Annotated in this window: 11 protein-coding genes; 6 read left to right on the plus strand and 5 right to left on the minus strand. The window is 65.0% G+C overall.

The window, feature by feature from the left end:
* The first annotated feature begins 213 nt into the window (after positions 1-213).
* Positions 214-1866: a M28 family metallopeptidase gene (locus ACVOLS_RS04670; RefSeq protein WP_481544693.1), complete on the plus strand. Its 1653-nt coding sequence runs from the start codon at positions 214-216 to the stop codon at positions 1864-1866.
* Positions 1867-1973: 107 nt separating this feature from the next.
* Here the strand turns inward: ACVOLS_RS04670 and ACVOLS_RS04675 are convergent, their stop codons facing one another.
* Positions 1974-3308 (minus strand): MFS transporter, encoded by a 1335-nt coding sequence (locus tag ACVOLS_RS04675; RefSeq protein WP_481544670.1) that lies wholly within the window; start codon positions 3306-3308, stop codon positions 1974-1976.
* 200 nt (positions 3309-3508) lie between these two features.
* Between ACVOLS_RS04675 and yedA the strand changes: the two genes are divergently transcribed.
* A complete protein-coding gene (gene yedA / locus ACVOLS_RS04680) occupies positions 3509-4411 on the plus strand; it encodes a drug/metabolite exporter YedA (RefSeq protein ID WP_481544671.1) in 903 nt (300 codons plus the stop codon).
* Positions 4408-5319, plus strand: a complete 912-nt coding sequence (rarD, locus tag ACVOLS_RS04685; RefSeq protein ID WP_481544672.1) for an EamA family transporter RarD — start codon at positions 4408-4410, stop codon at positions 5317-5319. Before yedA ends, rarD begins: the two co-directional genes overlap by 4 nt.
* Positions 5320-5385: 66 nt before the next feature.
* Here the strand turns inward: rarD and ACVOLS_RS04690 are convergent, their stop codons facing one another.
* On the minus strand, positions 5386-7095 hold the full coding sequence (locus tag ACVOLS_RS04690) for a M28 family metallopeptidase (RefSeq protein WP_481544673.1): 1710 nt from the start codon (positions 7093-7095) through the stop codon (positions 5386-5388).
* A gap of 61 nt (positions 7096-7156) precedes the next feature.
* A complete protein-coding gene (locus ACVOLS_RS04695) occupies positions 7157-7810 on the minus strand; it encodes a DUF4097 family beta strand repeat-containing protein (protein ID WP_481544674.1) in 654 nt (217 codons plus the stop codon).
* Between the two features lie 166 nt (positions 7811-7976).
* Here ACVOLS_RS04695 and ACVOLS_RS04700 point away from each other — a divergent pair, with 166 nt between their 5' ends.
* Positions 7977-9203 (plus strand): murein hydrolase activator EnvC family protein, encoded by a 1227-nt coding sequence (locus ACVOLS_RS04700; RefSeq protein ID WP_481544694.1) that lies wholly within the window; start codon positions 7977-7979, stop codon positions 9201-9203.
* Between the two features lie 116 nt (positions 9204-9319).
* A complete protein-coding gene (locus ACVOLS_RS04705) occupies positions 9320-10732 on the plus strand; it encodes a S41 family peptidase (RefSeq protein ID WP_481544675.1) in 1413 nt (470 codons plus the stop codon).
* Between the two features lie 171 nt (positions 10733-10903).
* On the opposite strand, the gene ACVOLS_RS04710 is transcribed toward ACVOLS_RS04705, so the two are convergent.
* Positions 10904-11596, minus strand: coding sequence for a rhomboid family intramembrane serine protease (locus ACVOLS_RS04710; protein ID WP_481510496.1), 693 nt, complete (start codon positions 11594-11596; stop codon positions 10904-10906).
* A gap of 200 nt (positions 11597-11796) precedes the next feature.
* On the opposite strand from ACVOLS_RS04710, the gene ACVOLS_RS04715 reads away from it, so the two are divergent.
* The gene (locus ACVOLS_RS04715; protein ID WP_481544676.1) at positions 11797-13245 is read left to right on the plus strand and encodes an outer membrane protein transport protein; all 1449 of its coding nucleotides are present in this window, start codon (positions 11797-11799) and stop codon (positions 13243-13245) included.
* 346 nt (positions 13246-13591) lie between these two features.
* On the opposite strand, the gene putA is transcribed toward ACVOLS_RS04715, so the two are convergent.
* Positions 13592-16810, minus strand: a complete 3219-nt coding sequence (gene putA, locus ACVOLS_RS04720) for a bifunctional proline dehydrogenase/L-glutamate gamma-semialdehyde dehydrogenase PutA (RefSeq protein WP_481544677.1) — start codon at positions 16808-16810, stop codon at positions 13592-13594.
* Between the last annotated feature and the right edge of the window lie 11 nt (positions 16811-16821).

Below are 16821 nucleotides of genomic sequence, written 5' to 3' on the forward strand. Positions count from 1 at the left end.
TCAGCCGCGAAGCCACGACCAGAACAGGAGTGGTGAAGCCCACCCCTCCCCAACCCTCCCCTTCGCTGCGCGAAAGGGAAGGGGTGTAGTGCCGAGCCATGCTCGGCAGGGGCTTTCCCGGTAACGCCTCTGCCGAGCATGGCTCGGCACTACCAAGGCAAGGCCGGTTAGAATCTGCCATTCATTCTGTCGTTGGTAGTTGCCGTGAACCCGATGCGCATCCTGCTGCTGTCTTCCTGCCTGTTTGTCGGTGGCATCGCCTCGGCGGCCAATGACCTGCCCGGCGGTGGCATCGATCCGGAAGCGCTGTCGCGGCATGTACGCATCCTGGCCTCGGACGAGTTCGAAGGCCGTGCCCCGGCCTCGGCTGGTGAGCAGCGCACGGTGGACTATCTGGTCGACGAATTCCGCAAGGCCGGCCTGCAGCCGGGCGGCAAGGACGGCAGCTGGGTGCAGGAAGTGCCGCTGGTCCGCGCGACGGTGGATGGCCCGGTACAGGCCAGCCTGAGCTTGAACGGCAAGTCGGTGCCCCTGGTCAACGGTGAGGACATCACCCTGCAGAGTCTTAGTCCGTTCGGTGTGGTCGACCAGCAGGACACGCCGCTGGTTTTCATCGGCTACGGCATCTCCGCGCCGGAACGGCATTGGGACGATTACAAGGGCCTGGACCTGAGCGGCAAGATCGCCGTCGTGCTGATCAATGACGCCGACTTCGAAACCGAAGCGCCGGGTGCGTTCGACGGCAAAGCGGTTACCTACTACGGCCGCTGGACCTACAAGTTCGAGGAGGCCGCACGCCGCGGCGCCGAGGGCGTGCTGATCGTGCACGAGACCGCTCCGGCCGCCTATCCGTGGGCAACGGTGAAGGCGTCCGGTACTTCGCCGCTGTTCGATATCGAACGCAGCAACGACGAGGCCCAGGCCGCGCATACGCCGGTACGCGGCTGGATGCAGAGGGCGCTGGCTGAGCGCATCTTCAGCGCCGCTGGCCTCGATTTCGAGACCGAGAAGCGCAAGGCGATGAAGGCTGACTTCCGTCCTGTCGAGCTCGGCGACGCCAGTCTCACCACCAGCTTCTGGGTCAAGCGTGAGCGCGTGGTTACCCGCAACGTGGTGGCCAAGCTGGAAGGCAGCAGTCATCCGCAGGAGTCGGTGATCTTCTCCGCACACTGGGATGCCTTCGGCATCGGCCAGCCGGACGCAGCTGGCCAGACCGTGCGCCACGGTGCCATCGACAATGCCACCGGCGTGGCCTCGGTGCTGGAGCTCGGCCGCGTGTTCGCCGCCGGCCCGCGTCCGCAGCGCTCGCTGTATTTCATCGCGTTGACGGCCGAAGAGAAGGGCCTGCTCGGCGCAAGCTATTACGCCGCGCACCCGCTGGCACCGCTGGAGACCACTGCGGCGGTATTGAACATCGAGATGTTCAGCCCGGACGGCGAAACCGCCGACATCGCGACCTGGGGCAATGGCCGGGTTTCGCTGGAGGATGATGTGCAGCGCGTTGCACAGGCACGCGGCCGTCGCTGGTCGCCGGATCCGAACCTGGAAGCCGGTTTCTTCTACCGCGCCGACCATTTCGCGTTCGCCCGCAAGGGTGTGCCAGCGATCACCGTAGGTGCCGGCCTGGACAAGCTGGACGGCGGCGTTGCCGCCGGCCGCGCGCTGCGTGATGCCTATTTCGCCAAGTGCTATCACCAGGCCTGCGATGCGTGGTCGCCGCAGTGGGATGCGCGTGGTCTGGCCGCCGATACCTTGCTGGTTTATGACATGGGTCTGGAGCTGGCCAATAGCCGGAAGTGGCCAACCTGGCAGAAGGGTGCGGAGTTCGAGGCTGCACGTGAAGCGAGTGATGCTGCTCGGCGTTGAGTGACCTTGTTCGGCGCTGAGTGATGAGAAGGCCGGCGGACTTGGTCCGCCGTTTTTTTGTCCTCGTCCAAGCCCAAAGCCACTTCAGCTCCGTTGCTTGCACAGCCTTACCGCCGCGTACCATCCAACCAGTTCGGCCCCTTGTTCTTCAAAAAGAACACATAGACCACCAGCGACACCGCAATCACCGCCGTCACATAGATAGCAAACGTATCCACATGACCGGTCTTCAGCGCGCCCTGGTACAGCAACGGCGCCGTACCGCCGAACAGTGAATTGGCCATCGCGTAGCCAAAGCCCACGCCCAAGGCACGCACATGCGTGGGGAACAGCTCGGCCTTCACCACCGCGTTGATCGAGGTATAGCCGGTCAGGATGACGAAGCCGACTGCCAGCACCAGGAAGGCCATCAGCGGATCATGTTGCTGCGGCAATTGGGTGATCATGTACCAGCTGTAGAGCACGCCGCCGACGCCGAAGAACACCAGCAGGCTCTTTCGGCCGACGATGTCCGACAGCCAACCGCCAAGCGGCTGCAGCAGCATCAAAAAGGTCAGCACGCCCAGGTTGATCACGGTGCCGGTCATCACGTCATTGCCGGCGAATGCACTCTGGATCATCTTCGGCCCGTTCACCGAGTAGGTGTAGAACGCCACCGTGCCACCGGCGGTGATCAGGAAGCACAACAGCAACGGTCGCCATTGATGCACGAACAGTTCGTACATCGAGCCGGATGCCTTGGCGCGGCCATCCTTCGCGGCTTCGATGGAATCGGAAGTCAGTGATTCGTCCATGCTCCGGCGCAACCAGAACACCACGATGGCGGCGATGCCACCGATGCCGAACGCGATGCGCCAACCCCAGGCGGAAATCTCGGGCTTGTCCCACAGCAGCAACATGCCGAGCAGGGTCAGCTGCGCCAGTACGTGGCCGCCAACCAGGGTGACGTAGTGGAACGAGGACAGGAAGCCGCGGCGGCCGGGAATAGCCGCTTCGGACATGTAGGTGGCGCTGGTGCCGTACTCGCCGCCGGTCGCGAAGCCCTGCGCCAGCCGGGCCAGCAGCAGGATCAGTGCCGCGGCACCGCCGATCTGCGCGGCGGTCGGGGTGATCGCGATCAGGAACGAGCAGGCCGCCATCACCGTCACCGATACCGTCAGTGCGCGGCGGCGGCCGTAGCGGTCGGCGAAACGGCCGAAGTACCACGCGCCGATCGGCCGCATCAGGAACGTCGCGGCGAAGATCGCCCACACGTAGATCGTGGAGTTCTTGTCGGCCGCCGAGAAGAACTGCGACTCGAAGTACACCGCGAACACCGAGTACACATACACGTCATACCACTCGACCAGGTTGCCGGCCGAGCCCTTCAAGGTATTGGAGATGGAGCGGCGCAGGGCGGCGCGTTCGGAGGCTGCCGGTAGGTTGGCGGAGGGGCTGTTCATGCAGATGCTGTCCTCGCTGGGTGGCCGATGGCCGGGCGATGCGCGCGGTGCTGGCGTGGTGGTTGCCTTCAAGCTAGCGCAGACCATGTATGGATGACGTAGGCAGGACTGCGAAACGAATACAGCATGCCGTTTTTCAGACTGATCTCTGTGCCCGGGTGGCCTAGAATTCACCTTCCCCCGAATGGTGGCACCGCCTCATGTCCTCCCCCGTATCCACGCCGGCTGCTCCTCCCAGGGGTGGCCTTGTCGTTCTGGCCTTGTTCCTGGTCTACGTGGTGTGGGGGTCGACCTATCTAGGCATTCATCTCGCGCTGGAAAGCGGGTTGCCGCCGCTGACGGTGATCTCCGGCACGCGCTTCCTGCTCGCCGGCAGCCTGCTCTATGCCTTCCTGCGCTGGCGTGGCGTCGCCGCGCCTACCCGCGCGCAGTGGAAGACCGTGGCGGTGATGGGGGTGTGCCTGCTGTTCCTCGGCAATGGCATGGTGGTGCTGGCCGAGCGCGATGTGTCGTCCGGTCTGGCCGCGGTGGCGGTGGCCTCGGTGCCCTTGTGGATGGCGCTGTTCTCGGCCATCCGTGGCGAGAGGGCCACGCTTGGCGAGTGGCTGGGCATCGCCATTGGTTTCGTCGGCGTGGTCTGGCTCAACGCCGGCAGCAGCCTGACCGCGACGCCGACCGGGCTGATCCTGTTGCTGATCGCGCCGCTGGGCTGGGCCGGTGGCTCGATCTGGTCGCGCGGCCGCGACCTGCCATCGCCGTTCATGACTGCCGCCGGGCAGATGCTGTGTGGTGGCGTGGTGCTGATCAGTGTTGGCCTGCTGCGCGGCGAACGCATCAGCGCGCTACCCAACCTGCAGGGTCTGTTGTCGGTGAGCTACCTGACCGTATTCGGCTCGATCATCGCCTTTACCGCCTACGTGTGGCTGCTGCACAACGTGCGCCCGGTGCTGGCCAGCAGCTATGCCTACGTCAATCCGGTGATCGCCGTGGCGCTGGGCGCGTGGATCGCGCATGAGCGTTTCAGCATTTCCGATCTTGGCGCGATGGCGGTGATCCTGGCCGGCGTCGTGGTCATCACCCTTGCAAGGCTGCGTCGCGCATGAACAGCAACAGCGAAACCCGCAACGGCCTGTGGGCCACCACCTTGGCTTTCGTTATCTGGGGCTTGTTCCCGCTGTACTGGCATCTGCTCAAGGAGGTGCCGTCGTTCCTGATCATTGCCCACCGCATTGTCTGGAGCGCGGTGCTGCTGGTCGGTGGGCTGGGCATCATGCGCGGCTGGGGCTGGTTGACCGAGGTATGGGCCACGCCACGGCGGTTCTGGCTGCTGGGCCTGTCCAGCCTGCTGATCGCGCTGAACTGGAGCCTGTACATCTGGGCGGTGAACGCCGGCCACGTGGTCGAGACCAGTCTTGGCTACTTCATCAACCCGCTGCTGAGCGTGCTGCTCGGGGTGATGGTGCTGGGTGAGCGGCTCGGCAAGCTGCAGTGGTTGGCGGTGGCGCTGGCAGCCCTGGGCGTGGCCTGGCTGACCTGGCAGAGCGGCCGTCCGCCGTGGATCGCGATTGGCCTGTCCATCACCTTTGGCCTGTATGGCCTGCTGCGCAAGCTGGTGGTTGTCGATGCGGTGAGCGGGCTGGGTGTGGAAAGCCTGTTCATGGTGGCACCGGCGCTGGCCTATGTGATCTGGGCCGAGGCCGGTCATGGCGGCGGTTTCATTTCCGGCTGGGGCGTCGGCAACGACGTGTTGCTGGTGCTGGCCGGTGCGGTCAGCGCGATCCCGCTGATTGCCTTCGCCTTCGGCGTGCGGCGGGTGCCGCTGACCGTGGTTGGCCTGCTGCAATACATCGCGCCAACCCTGCAGTTCCTGGTCGGCGTGCTGGTGTTCCGCGAAGCCTTCAATGCCAATCAGCTGGTTGGTTTCTGCCTGATCTGGGCTGGCCTGGTGGTGTTCGCGGTGGCCGGTGTGCGCAAGGCGCGCATGGCGCGTGCGGAAGCACCGGCGGCGTAGGCAGCGTAGACACACACAAACAAGAACGGCGCCCGCAGGCGCCGTTCTGTCGCGATCAGCAGCAGCTTACTTGGCCGTGTTGCTGTCCTTGTTCTTCATCATCGCGTCGCGGTTGGCCTTGAACGGGTTGCCTTCGTACCAGTTCGGCCAGGCGTCACCGCCGGCCAACTGCTGGCCAACGCCATACAACAGTTCCAGGTCTTCGACGATGCCGTCGAGCTTCCAGGTGGCCGGATCGTACTCGTCCTTCGGGCCGTGGTAGCGGTCCTTGCCATAGGCTTCAGCCGCACGCTTGCCAGCCTCGACGCCGCCGTCGATCAGGTCTTCGCCGCCATCGGCATACAACGCAGGCACGCCGGCCTTGGCGAAGTTGAAGTGATCGGAGCGGAAGTAGAAGCCGCTCTGCACCGAGCTCTCCGCATGCAGGGTACGGCCCTGCTTGGCGGCCAGCGGCTTGAGCAGGTCTTCCAGCTCGGAGCTGCCAAAGCCCGTCACGGTGAGGTCACGTGCACGGCCATTGACCGACATCGCATCGATGTTGATCACGCCGGCAATCTTGTCCAGCGGGAAGGTCGGGTGGTTCACGTAGTACTGCGAACCGAGCAGGCCCGATTCCTCCAGCGTCACTGCAAGGAACACCACCGAGCGTTCCGGCGGGGTCTGCTGGTGGGCGAGCGCGTCGGCCACTTCAAGAATGCCGGCCACGCCGGTGGCGTTGTCGACCGCACCGTTGTAGATGTTGTCGCCTTCCTCGCCCTCGTGCTTGCCCAGGTGATCCCAGTGCGCCATGTACAGCACGGCTTCGTCGGCACGCTTGCTGCCCGGCAGTACGCCGACCACGTTGCGCGACTTCTTCTGCGCGATGGTGCTCTTCAGGTCCAGCGACAGGCTGGCATTCAGCGGTGCCGGCTTGAAGCCACGCTTGCTGGCGTCCTTGTAGGCCTTGTCCAGGTCCAGCCCGGCATCGGCAAACAGCTTGCGTGCGGCCTCGGCGCTGAGCCAGCCCTGTGCCTGCAGGCGCGGCTGGCTGTCTTCGGCGGCGGGCAGGTCGTACTGGGCGCCACCCCAGGAGTTCTTCACCACGTCCCAGCCATAGGAGGCACCAGCGCTGTCGTGCACGATCAGCGCGGCGGCGGCGCCCTTGCGTGCGGCTTCCTCGAACTTGTAGGTCCAGCGCCCGTAATAGGTCATGCGCTTGCCATCGAACAACTTGGCGTCGTCGGTATGGAAGCCGGGGTCGTTGACGAACATCACCACCGTCTTGCCCTTCCAATCCTGGCCGGTGTAGTCGTTCCAGTTCTGCTCGGGTGCGTCGACGCCATAGCCGACGAAGACCAGCTCGCTGTTGTCGATCTTGATTTCCGGCTGGCCGCTGCGGGTGCCGATCACCATGTCGGTGCCGAACGCCAGGTCACGGCTGGCCTGGCCCTGCTGGATCTTCAGCACGGTAGCCGGGTTGGCCGTGGTTTCGGTCATCGGCACTTCCTGGAACCAGCTGTCGCCGTTGCCCGGCTGCAGACCGATGCGCTGCATCTGGTCGCGGATGTAGTTGACCGTCAGTTCTTCGCCATTGCTGCCGGGGGCGCGGCCTTCGAATTCATCCGAGGCCAGGGTCTTCACCAGCTCGCCGAAGTCGGCGGCATTGATGGCACCGGCAAAGGTGTGGGCCGGCGGCGGTGCGGGGGCGGGCGCGGAGGCCGCCGGTGCCGGGGCCTCCTGCTTGCAGGCGGCCAATGCCGCGGTCGCGGCCAGGCACAACAACAGTTTGCGTTGCATGAGAACTCCGGGTTGCAAGGTCGAACCCGGATTCTAGGCAGGATTGGCCTGCAATGCGCGTTCAGCGTGGCGCGGTTTCGCTGTCGAAACGTTGCGGCGTGGCACCGGTCACAGGACCGATCTTTGCCGAGTCGTGCACCAGCAGCACGACCTCGCGCTCGAACACCAGCTGGCCTTCAACCACCGCGTTCGGGCCGATGACGATCCGCGGCTTGCGCGGCGCCGTCAGCGAGATGCCGAACGAGGGGCGATTGACCTTGATGCCGCCTTTGACAACTGAATCGATGCCAACGGTGATATCGCCGTTCACGGTTTCGATATCGCCACCCAGTTGCACGGCGACCAGGCCGATGCTGCCGTTGACGGTTTCAATATTGCCGCCGATGCGGCTGCCGCGATCAACATAGATGCCGCCGTTTACTGTATCCAGCCCGTGGGTAAGCACCAGGTTGCGGCCACCGTGGATCCCGCCGTTGACGGTTTCGATGCTGTGCGCCTGCACATTGTCTTCGGTGCGTACGCTGCCGTTCACGGTCTCGACGCTGTTGGCCTGCACACCGGAAGCCAACTGGATGCTGCCATTGACGGTTTCCAGATCGCCGTAGGTGTTGCCGGCCTGGGTCTGGATGCTGCCATTGACCTTGCTGATGTCGTCCGCGGCCAGCGCCAGTGGGGCACTCGTGCTCAGCAGCAGAAGTAGAAATAGACGTTTCATGAGATCTCCACTTTGGAAATGCCGATGGACTGGGTGGCATGGCATCACGCTTGGGTACAATCCGCATCTGCCTGAAGTCACTGGAACCTCTTTGCGCCAGCCCAGTCGCCAGCCTCGCCCCCAACGACGTACGGCCCTGCCGCCATGGCGCGGTGCCTGCCTGCTGATGCTGGGGGTGTTGCTGGCCGGTCCATTATCGGCGCAGAACAGCTCGCGCGACACCGAGAAGAAGCTGCAGCAGCTGCGCGGCGAGATCAAAGGCGTTGCCCAGGAACGACGCCAGCTGGAGGGGCAGCGCGGAGAAGCCAGCCAGCGCCTGCGCGAGGCCGACCAGAAGGTTGCCCGCAGCGGCCGCGCGGTGGCCGAGGCCGAAGCCGCCGTGCAGCGCGAACAACAGTCATTGGCGGCCCTGCAGCAACGCCGGACCACGCTGGAAAGCGGCTTGGCCCAGCAACGCCAGCAGCTGGCAACCCTGCTGCGCGGTGCTTACCAGTTGGGCAATCACGCGCCATTGAAGCTGCTGCTGTCGCAGGACAGCGTGGCCGATGCCAATCGCGAACTGGCCTATCACCGCTACCTGCAGCGCGAGCGCGCCAAGGCAATCACCGGCCTGACAGCCGATCTGCAGGCGCTGACCAGCACCGAGCAGCAGATCGTCGCCCGTAGCAAGGAACTGGAGCAGGCCCGCGAACAACAACGCCAGCAGGCTACCGCGCTGGCCCAGGACCGTCGCCAGCGCGCCAGCGTGCTGAGCGAGCTGGATACCCGCTATCAGGATCGCAGCGAGCGCGAAAAGGCCTTGGGCAAGGATGCACGCGCGTTGGAGCAGGTGCTGGCCAGTCTGCGCGCAGCTGCTGCCCGCGCCGAAGCCGAGCGCCGCGCGGCCGCTCGCCGTGCCGCCGAACAGGCGCGGCAGACCGCCGCCGCCAATAGCGGCTCAGCTCGCACTCCCGCTCGGGCCACGCCGGGCAAGGTGCCGCCGCGGGTGGTGGCCAACGCACCGGCACCGCGGGTTGGCGGCCTGGGTTGGCCGTTGTCGGGCAACCTGCTGGCCCGTTATGGCGGACGCTTGCCGGATGGCCGCAACAGCGCGGGCGTGCTGATCGGTGCGCCGGCAGGCAGTACCGTCACCGCCGTTGCCGACGGCACGGTGGTGTTTTCCGATTGGATGACCGGCTACGGCATGATCCTGATCGTCGATCACGGCAACGGCTATATGAGCCTGTACGCGCATAACGACGCCTTGTTGAAGGATGCCGGTGCCACCATCAAACGTGGCGACGCGGTGGCGAAGGTCGGCAACTCCGGTGGCCAGGGTGTGACCGCGCTGTATTTTGAACTGCGCCGCAACGGCCAGCCGGTGGATCCCTCGACTTGGCTGCAGCGGCAGTAACGCCCGCTGAGTGCTGGCGCAGCGGGCTGCGTCGATTCAACAAGAATTTAGCCGGGCTTCGCGCATAATCGGGTCCAGCGCGGTTATTGCGCATCCGTAATCTCATGGAGTGGTTCATGCGTGTAGCCCGTCTTGCTGCTGCCCTGCTGTTGGCCCTGTCACCGGCTGTTGCACTGGCCCAGAGCGCCCCGGACAAGGTGTCCAAGGCGGACGATCCCGATGCCAAGGAATCGGTCACCTCACGCGTGCCGCTGGATGAGATCCGCCGTTTTGTCGGCGTCTACAACGCCGTGCGCGCGGCCTATGTGGATCCGGTGGATGACAAGAAGTTGATGCAGTCGGCCGTACGCGGCCTGCTGCTGGAACTGGACCCGCACAGCACCTACTTCAACAAGGAAGATGCCGAGGCCTTCGACGAGCAGACCAATGGTGCCTACGAAGGCATCGGTGTGGAGGTGCTGCAGCAGGACAACACCTTGAAGGTGGTGTCGCCGATCGACGACACCCCGGCCGCGCGTGCCGGGCTGCAGGCCGGTGACCTGATCGTTGCCATCGATGGCACCCCGATCAACGCCATCGATGCCAGCGAACCGCTGCGTGGCAAGGCCGGCAGCAGCGTGGTGTTGACTATTGCGCGTGGCGAGCAGAAGCCCTTCGATGTCACCGTGATGCGCGAGACCATCCGCGTTACCAGCGTGCGCAGCAAGATGCTGGAGCCGGGCTACGGCTATATCCGCATCAGCACCTTCCAGGCCGATACCGGCGCTGACTTCCAGAAGCAGCTGAACCAACTGCAGGCGCAGGCCGGCGGCAAGTTGAAGGGCCTGGTGCTGGATCTGCGCAGTAACCCGGGCGGCCTGCTGACTGCTGCCGTACAGGTGGCTGATGATCTGCTGGAAAAGGGCGGTATTGTCAGTACCCGTGGCCGCATCTCGATCAGCGATGCCAAGTTCGACGCTACCCCGGGCGACCTGCTCAAGGGCGCACCGATGGTGGTATTGGCCGACGCTGGCTCGGCCAGTGCCTCGGAAGTGCTGGCCGGTGCTTTGCGTGATAACGGCCGCGCGCGCGTGGTCGGCAGCCGCACCTTCGGCAAGGGCTCGGTGCAGACCGTGCTGCCGCTGGACAACGGCGACTCGGTCAAGCTGACCACCGCGCGCTACTACACGCCCAGCGGTCGCTCGATCCAGGCCACCGGCATCCTGCCGGATGTGGAACTGGCGCCGGATCCGGCCGATGCGGTCAACGATCTGCCGGCCAGCCTGAGCGACTACAGCGAAGCCAAGTTGCCTGGCCATCTGCGTGGCGATGACGAAGCGGTGGACAGCAAGGCCGGCGTGGTGTTGCCGGGCGACGCCCCGATCCAGTCGGCGCTGCAGGAACTCAAGCACCCCGGCTCGGTAACGGCGGCGCAGGCTGCAGCGGCGGCAAAGGCGAAGCCTGCTTCAGAAACGAAGCCTGTTGCACCGACGGAGGCCGCCAAGCCAGAAACCAAAGAAAGGCCTGCAGCGGAAGAAAAGCCTCTGTAGTGCCGAGCCATGCTCGGCAGGGGCTCTCCCAGCGGTAGTGCCGAGCCATGCTCGGCAGGTGCTTCACCGGTAAGGCCCCAGCCGAACATGGTTCGGCTCTACCCAAGGCACGGCCCACCCGCGATCTGATGGATCGCGGGCTTCGCGGCTGACGCCGCTCCTACAAAAAACCTAAAACCCCTTACGCTTGCGCAGGCGCCGGGCAATCGCGGCACGCACATACAACCCGTACGCCACGCCAAACAGAAAGCCGGCCACATGCGCCGACCAGGCCACCATGCCGAAGCTGGGGCCGATGTAGGCGAAGACGACCTGCAGGGCCGCCCACACGCCGATCAGCAGAAACGCCGGCGCACGCACGAATTCCAGGAACAAACCCAGTGGCAGCACCACGCCCAGCTTGGCGCGCGGGAACAAGGTCAGATACGTGCCCATCAGGGCCGATACCGCGCCACTGGCGCCGATGATGGTGCGTTCGGGCGAACCGATCACATACAGCGCGGCCAGGTTGGCGATGGCGCCGCCAAACAGGAACAGCAACAGCAGGCGCCACGGCCCCAGGACGCGTTCTGCCGGCAGGCCGAAGATCAGCAGGAACACCAGGTTGCCCAGCAGGTGCGACCAGTCGGCGTGCAGGAACAGCGCGGTGAACAGCCTTAATACGCTGCCGTCGCGCAATGCCGCCCACCAGTCGTGGCCGCTGCCCAGGCCGGTGGCCAGCGCACCCCAGTCCAACCACAGCGAGCGTCGCGCCTCATCTGGCCGTGAGATTGACCAGAGGAAGGCGGCCAGCAGGGTCAGGCACAGCAAGGGCACCGCCCAGCGCAGGCCTGACTTATTTCTGGAAGGAATGGAGACGAACATGACTGCGGAAGCCTAACCCGGCAACGTCCGGGAAGGGCTGGGAATATGTCTTACGTCGTTATTGTTTAGTTAACGAGCGTGGGTGATACTGCATACGGCGTCGTATGTCGGGAGGGGACTCCGGCGCACTGTCAAGTAGCTTGCTACTTGGGAGTGCAGGCGCAAAACGACCATTACCGTTTACGGAGAGAGCTTCCACTATGACCGCTTCTGCTATTGCTCGTGTAACTGCCCTTGCCGTCGGTATTGCCGGCGCCCTGGCTTTCAGCCACGCCGATGCTGCTGCCTTCCAGCTGAAGGAAAACAGCGCCAAGGGCCTTGGCCGCGCTTTTGCTGGTTCCACCAGCGCATGGGACGACGCTTCGGTTGTCGCCACCAACCCGGCGTCGATGCGCCTGCTCGACGGTCGCCAGTTCCAGGCCGACCTGAGCGCAATCAGCTTCTCGGCAGATTTCGAAAAAGCCTCTGGCCGTAACTCCGGCCCGGGTGGCCCGGGCACCGGCACCAACATCACCGGCGGCAATGGCGGCGATGCCGGCATGATCGCGCCGGTCCCGGCAGCGTATTTCCACCTGCCGTTCGGTGAGAACGACAACATGCATTTCGGCCTGTCGCTGACTGCACCGTTCGGCTTCAAGACCGATTACGACAAGAACTGGGTGGGCCGCTACAGCGGCGTGACCACCGACCTGAAGGCCATCGACCTGGGCGCGGCGTTCTCTTACGACGTCAACCCGTACGTGTCGTTCGGCGCCTCGGTGTTCGTTGAGCACCTGACCATCGAACTGTCCAACGCACTGGACATGGGCGCCGTGGTCAACGGTGCCGCCCAGCAGCGTGCCGCCGCAGCTGCTGCTGCCGCTGGCCGCACCCCGGCGCAGATCGCCGCCGCCGCCGCTGCAGCAGGCCAGGCCGCCGCAGCGGGTGGCTTCTTCCCGGGCAGCGCCGATGGCTTCGTCACCATCGAAGGCGACAACAATGCCGTCGGTTACGTGCTTGGCACCACCTTGAGCCCCACCGAAGACACCAACATCGCCTTCAGCTACCGCTCCAAGGTCGAGCACAAGATCACCGGCGGCAAGGCCAACTTCACCGTTCCGCAGAATGTCTCGGTTGCCCTCGGCCAGCCGGGTAGCGGCCTGTTCGTGGACACTTCGGGCAAGGCCACGGTGACCCTGCCGGCGTCGTTCTCGATGAGCGTGACCCACCGCGTCAACGATCGCTGGACCGTGATGGGCGACGTGTCGCGCACCGCCTGGAAGACCGCGTTCGATGAAGTCACCGTCGACTTCGCCTCGAACCAGCCGGACAACACCCTGGGCTTCCACTACAACGACACCACCTTTGCCTCGCTCGGTACCGAGTACAAGCTGTCCGACACCATCACCCTGCGTGGCGGTGTGGCCTATGACGAGTCGCCGACCAGCATCGAGCACCGCGACGTGCGCGTGCCGGACGTGACCCGCAAGTGGCTGTCGGTTGGCCTCGGCTGGACCCCGTCGGAGAAGACCGAGTTCAACTTCGGTTACACCCACCTGTTCACCAATGAGCCGAGCATCAACGTCACCTCGGCTACGGGCAACGTGGTCAAGGGCAAGTACGACGTGGGCGGCGACATCCTCGCTGCTTCGATCAACTACAAGTTCTAATCGAACCTGTAATTGATGCATGCAGAAAGCCCCGCGCAAGCGGGGCTTTTTGTTTGTGTGCTGCACGGCATGGCAGCCATGCATTTGTGGGAGCGGCGTCAGCCGCGAAGCTGGCATCAATGAAATAACCGATGCCGCTGCAGTCAGATAGACCATCTGCTTCGCGGCTGACGCCGCTCCTACAAGGCTGTCGCACTACCGGGAAAGCCTCTGCCGAGCATGGCTCGGCACTACGCTCCCTCCCTTTCGCGTAGCGAAGGGGAGGGCTGGGGAGGGGTAGGCTTTTCGCAGGGCAAAGAAAAACCCCGCTTGCGCGGGGCTTTTCTCAATCACGGAACGATTGGAATCAATCGCCGAGGGTCAGAAGCGAGGCGTTGCCGCCGGCTGCAGTGGTGTTCACCGTTACCGTCTTCTCGGTGGCGAAGCGCAGCAGGTAGTGCGGGCCGCCGGCCTTGGGGCCGGTGCCGGACAGGCCCTGGCCGCCGAACGGCTGCACACCGACCACGGCGCCGATCTGGTTGCGGTTGACGTAGACGTTGCCGACGTTGACGCGCGCTGCAATGCGATCAACGGTTTCGTCGATGCGTGAATGCACGCCCAGGGTCAGGCCGTAGCCGGTGGCGTTGATCTGGTCGATCACCGCATCCAACTGATCGGCCTTCCAGCGGATCACGTGCAGCACCGGTCCGAAGATCTCCTTGTGCAGCTGATTCAGATCCTTCAGCTCATACGCACGCGGGGCGAAGAAGGTGCCGTGTGCGGCGGCTTCGGACAGCGGTGCGGCAGCGATCAGGCGGGCTTCGGCGTCCATGCGCACGGCGTGGTCCTTGAGGATCTGCAGCGCGTCGGCGTCGATGACCGGGCCGACGTCGGTGGACAGTTCACCCGGATCGGCGACCTTCAGTTCGGCCATCGCGCCGGACAGCATGCCCATCACCTTGTCGGCGATGTCGTCCTGTACGAACAGCACGCGCGCTGCCGAGCAACGCTGGCCGGCGGAGGTGAAGGCCGAGCCGATGGCGTCCTTGACCAGCTGCTCCGGCAGCGCCGAGGAATCGGCGATGAAGGCGTTCTGGCCACCGGTCTCGGCGATCAGCACACCGATGGCGGCATCGCGGGCGGCCATAGCGCGGTTGATGGCGCGGGCGGTCTCGGTGGAGCCGGTGAAGGCCACGCCAGCCACGCGCGGGTCGGCGGTCAGCGCGGCGCCGACGGTGGCGCCATCGCCCGGCAGGAACTGCAGCACGCCTTCCGGCACGCCAGCGTCCAGCAGCAGCTTCACTGCGTAGTAGCCGATCAGGTTGGTCTGCTCGGCCGGCTTGGCGATGACGCTGTTGCCGGCGGCCAGGGCGGCGGCCACCTGGCCGAGGAAGATCGCCAGCGGGAAGTTCCACGGGCTGATGCAGACGAAGACGCCACGGCCGTGCAGCTGCAGCTCGTTGCTTTCGCCGGTCGGGCTCGGCAGCTTCTCGGCGGTGCCGAACTGCTCGCGGGCCTGCTTGGCGTAGTAACGCAGGAAGTCGACCGCTTCGCGCACTTCGGCGACGCCGTCGGGCAGGCTCTTGCCGGCTTCCTTCACGCACAGTGCCATGAACTCGGCGATGCGCGATTCAAGCTGATCGGCGGCGTGCTCGAGGATGGCGGCGCGGCTGGCGGCCGGGGTGCGGTTCCAGGCTGGCTGTGCTGCTACTGCATTGGCCAACGCCTTCTGCACGGTGGCGGCATCGGCAGCCTGCCAGTGACCGACGACCTGGCGGTTGTCGGCCGGGTTGACCACCGGCTGCGACGGCGTGCCCGCGGCCACGCCCTGCACCAGCGGCGTCGCCTGCCAAGGCTTGATGGCGGCGTTGAGCTGCTCGGCCAGGGCGCGCAGTTCGTTGTCGTTGGCGAGGTTGATGCCCATGGAGTTGGTCCTGTCGTGGTTCTGGCTGCGCAGCAAATCAACCGGCAGCGGGATCTTGGGGTGCGGGATGGAAGCGAACGAAGACACGGCTTCGACCGGATCGCGGATCAGGTCGTCGATCGACACGTCTTCATCGGTGATGCGGTTGACGAAGCTGGAGTTGGCGCCGTTTTCCAGCAGGCGACGCACCAGGTAGGGCAGCAGGTCTTCGTGCGAGCCAACCGGCGCGTACACGCGGCAGGGCACGTTCAAACGGTCAGCCGGAATCACCTCGGCATACAGGTCATCGCCCATGCCGTGCAGCTTCTGGTGTTCGTACACGCCGCCCTTGGCGATCTGCTTGATCGTGGCGATGGTGGCCGCGTTGTGGGTGGCGAACATCGGGTAGATCGCGTCGCTATGGCCAAACAAACGCTTGGCGCAGGCGATGTAGGACACGTCGGTGTTCTGCTTGCGGGTGAACACCGGGTAGGCGGGCAGGCCTTCGATCTGCGCACGCTTGATTTCCGCATCCCAGTACGCGCCCTTGACCAGACGCACCTGCAGCTTGTGGCCGATGCGACGGGCCAGGTCAGCGAGGTAATCAATCGTGTACGGCGTGCGCTTCTGGTAGGACTGCACAACGATGCCGAAGCCCGCCCAGCCCTTCAGCGACGGATGGCTGACCACGCGCTCGATGATGTCCAGCGACAGTTCCAGGCGATCGGTTTCCTCGGCGTCGACGGTGCAGCCGATGCCGTAGGACTTGGCCAGCTGCGCCAGTTCCAGCACGCCCGGCACCAGATCCTTCAATACGCGCTCGCGCTTGGCATGCTCGTAGCGCGGGTACAGCGCCGACAGCTTGATCGAGATGCCATGCGAGGTGGTGACGTCACCATCGGCCTTGCCGCCGCGGGCGATGTTGTCGCTGCCGATGGCGTGGATGGCGCGACGGTAATCTTCCAGGTAGCGCAGCGCGTCCTTCATGGTCAGCGCGCCTTCGCCGAGCATGTCGAAGGAATAGCGGTAGTTGCTGTTGTCGCCCTTGTGCGAGCGCGACAGCGCTTCGTCGATGGTGCGGCCCATGACGAACTGGTGGCCCATGATCTTCATTGCCTGACGCACGGCCAGGCGGATCACCGGCTCGCCAACGCGGCCGATCAGACGCTTGAACGCACCATGCACGTCGCGCTTGGTGGCATCGGCCAGGTCAACCAGGTGACCGGTCAGCATCAGGCCCCACGTGGAGGCATTGACCAGCACCGAATCGGACTGGCCCATGTGGCGCTTCCAGTCGGCTTCGCCCAGCTTGTCGCGGATCAGCTTGTCGGCGGTTTCCTGGTCCGGAATGCGCAGCAGGGCTTCGGCCACGCACATCAGCAGCACGCCTTCCTCGCTGCCGAGGTCGTACTGGCGCATGAAGGCTTCGATCGCGCCCTGGTTCTTGGAACGGGCACGTACGCGGCGCACCAGGTCGGCGGCAGTGGCCTGTACCTGCGCCTGTTCGGCGGCCGGCAGGCGCGCCTGCTCCAGCAGTTCGCGGACGTGGCTGGTTTCGTCCTCGAGCCATGCATCGGTGATGGCCTGGCGCAGCGCGGGCGGCGCCGGCGGCAGCTCAGGTGTCAGCAGCGGCGGGGCCGGCGACGTTGGGGATGCGACATCAGGAGAAGGTGTTGCGTTCATGCGCTCGGCCA

Source organism: Stenotrophomonas sp. STEN038 (assembly GCF_056759895.1).

Bases quoted from the DNA above. Each gene is read 5' to 3' on its own strand.
- ACVOLS_RS04670 (WP_481544693.1), top strand. From the start codon at position 214: ATGCGCATCCTGCTGCTGTCTTCCTGCCTGTTTGTCGGTGGCATCGCC.
- ACVOLS_RS04675 (WP_481544670.1), bottom strand. From the start codon at position 3,308: ATGAACAGCCCCTCCGCCAACCTACCGGCAGCCTCCGAACGCGCCGCC.
- yedA (WP_481544671.1), top strand. From the start codon at position 3,509: ATGTCCTCCCCCGTATCCACGCCGGCTGCTCCTCCCAGGGGTGGCCTT.
- rarD (WP_481544672.1), top strand. From the start codon at position 4,408: ATGAACAGCAACAGCGAAACCCGCAACGGCCTGTGGGCCACCACCTTG.
- ACVOLS_RS04690 (WP_481544673.1), bottom strand. From the start codon at position 7,095: ATGCAACGCAAACTGTTGTTGTGCCTGGCCGCGACCGCGGCATTGGCC.
- ACVOLS_RS04695 (WP_481544674.1), bottom strand. From the start codon at position 7,810: ATGAAACGTCTATTTCTACTTCTGCTGCTGAGCACGAGTGCCCCACTG.
- ACVOLS_RS04700 (WP_481544694.1), top strand. From the start codon at position 7,977: ATGCTGGGGGTGTTGCTGGCCGGTCCATTATCGGCGCAGAACAGCTCG.
- ACVOLS_RS04705 (WP_481544675.1), top strand. From the start codon at position 9,320: ATGCGTGTAGCCCGTCTTGCTGCTGCCCTGCTGTTGGCCCTGTCACCG.
- ACVOLS_RS04710 (WP_481510496.1), bottom strand. From the start codon at position 11,596: ATGTTCGTCTCCATTCCTTCCAGAAATAAGTCAGGCCTGCGCTGGGCG.
- ACVOLS_RS04715 (WP_481544676.1), top strand. From the start codon at position 11,797: ATGACCGCTTCTGCTATTGCTCGTGTAACTGCCCTTGCCGTCGGTATT.
- putA (WP_481544677.1), bottom strand. From the start codon at position 16,810: ATGAACGCAACACCTTCTCCTGATGTCGCATCCCCAACGTCGCCGGCC.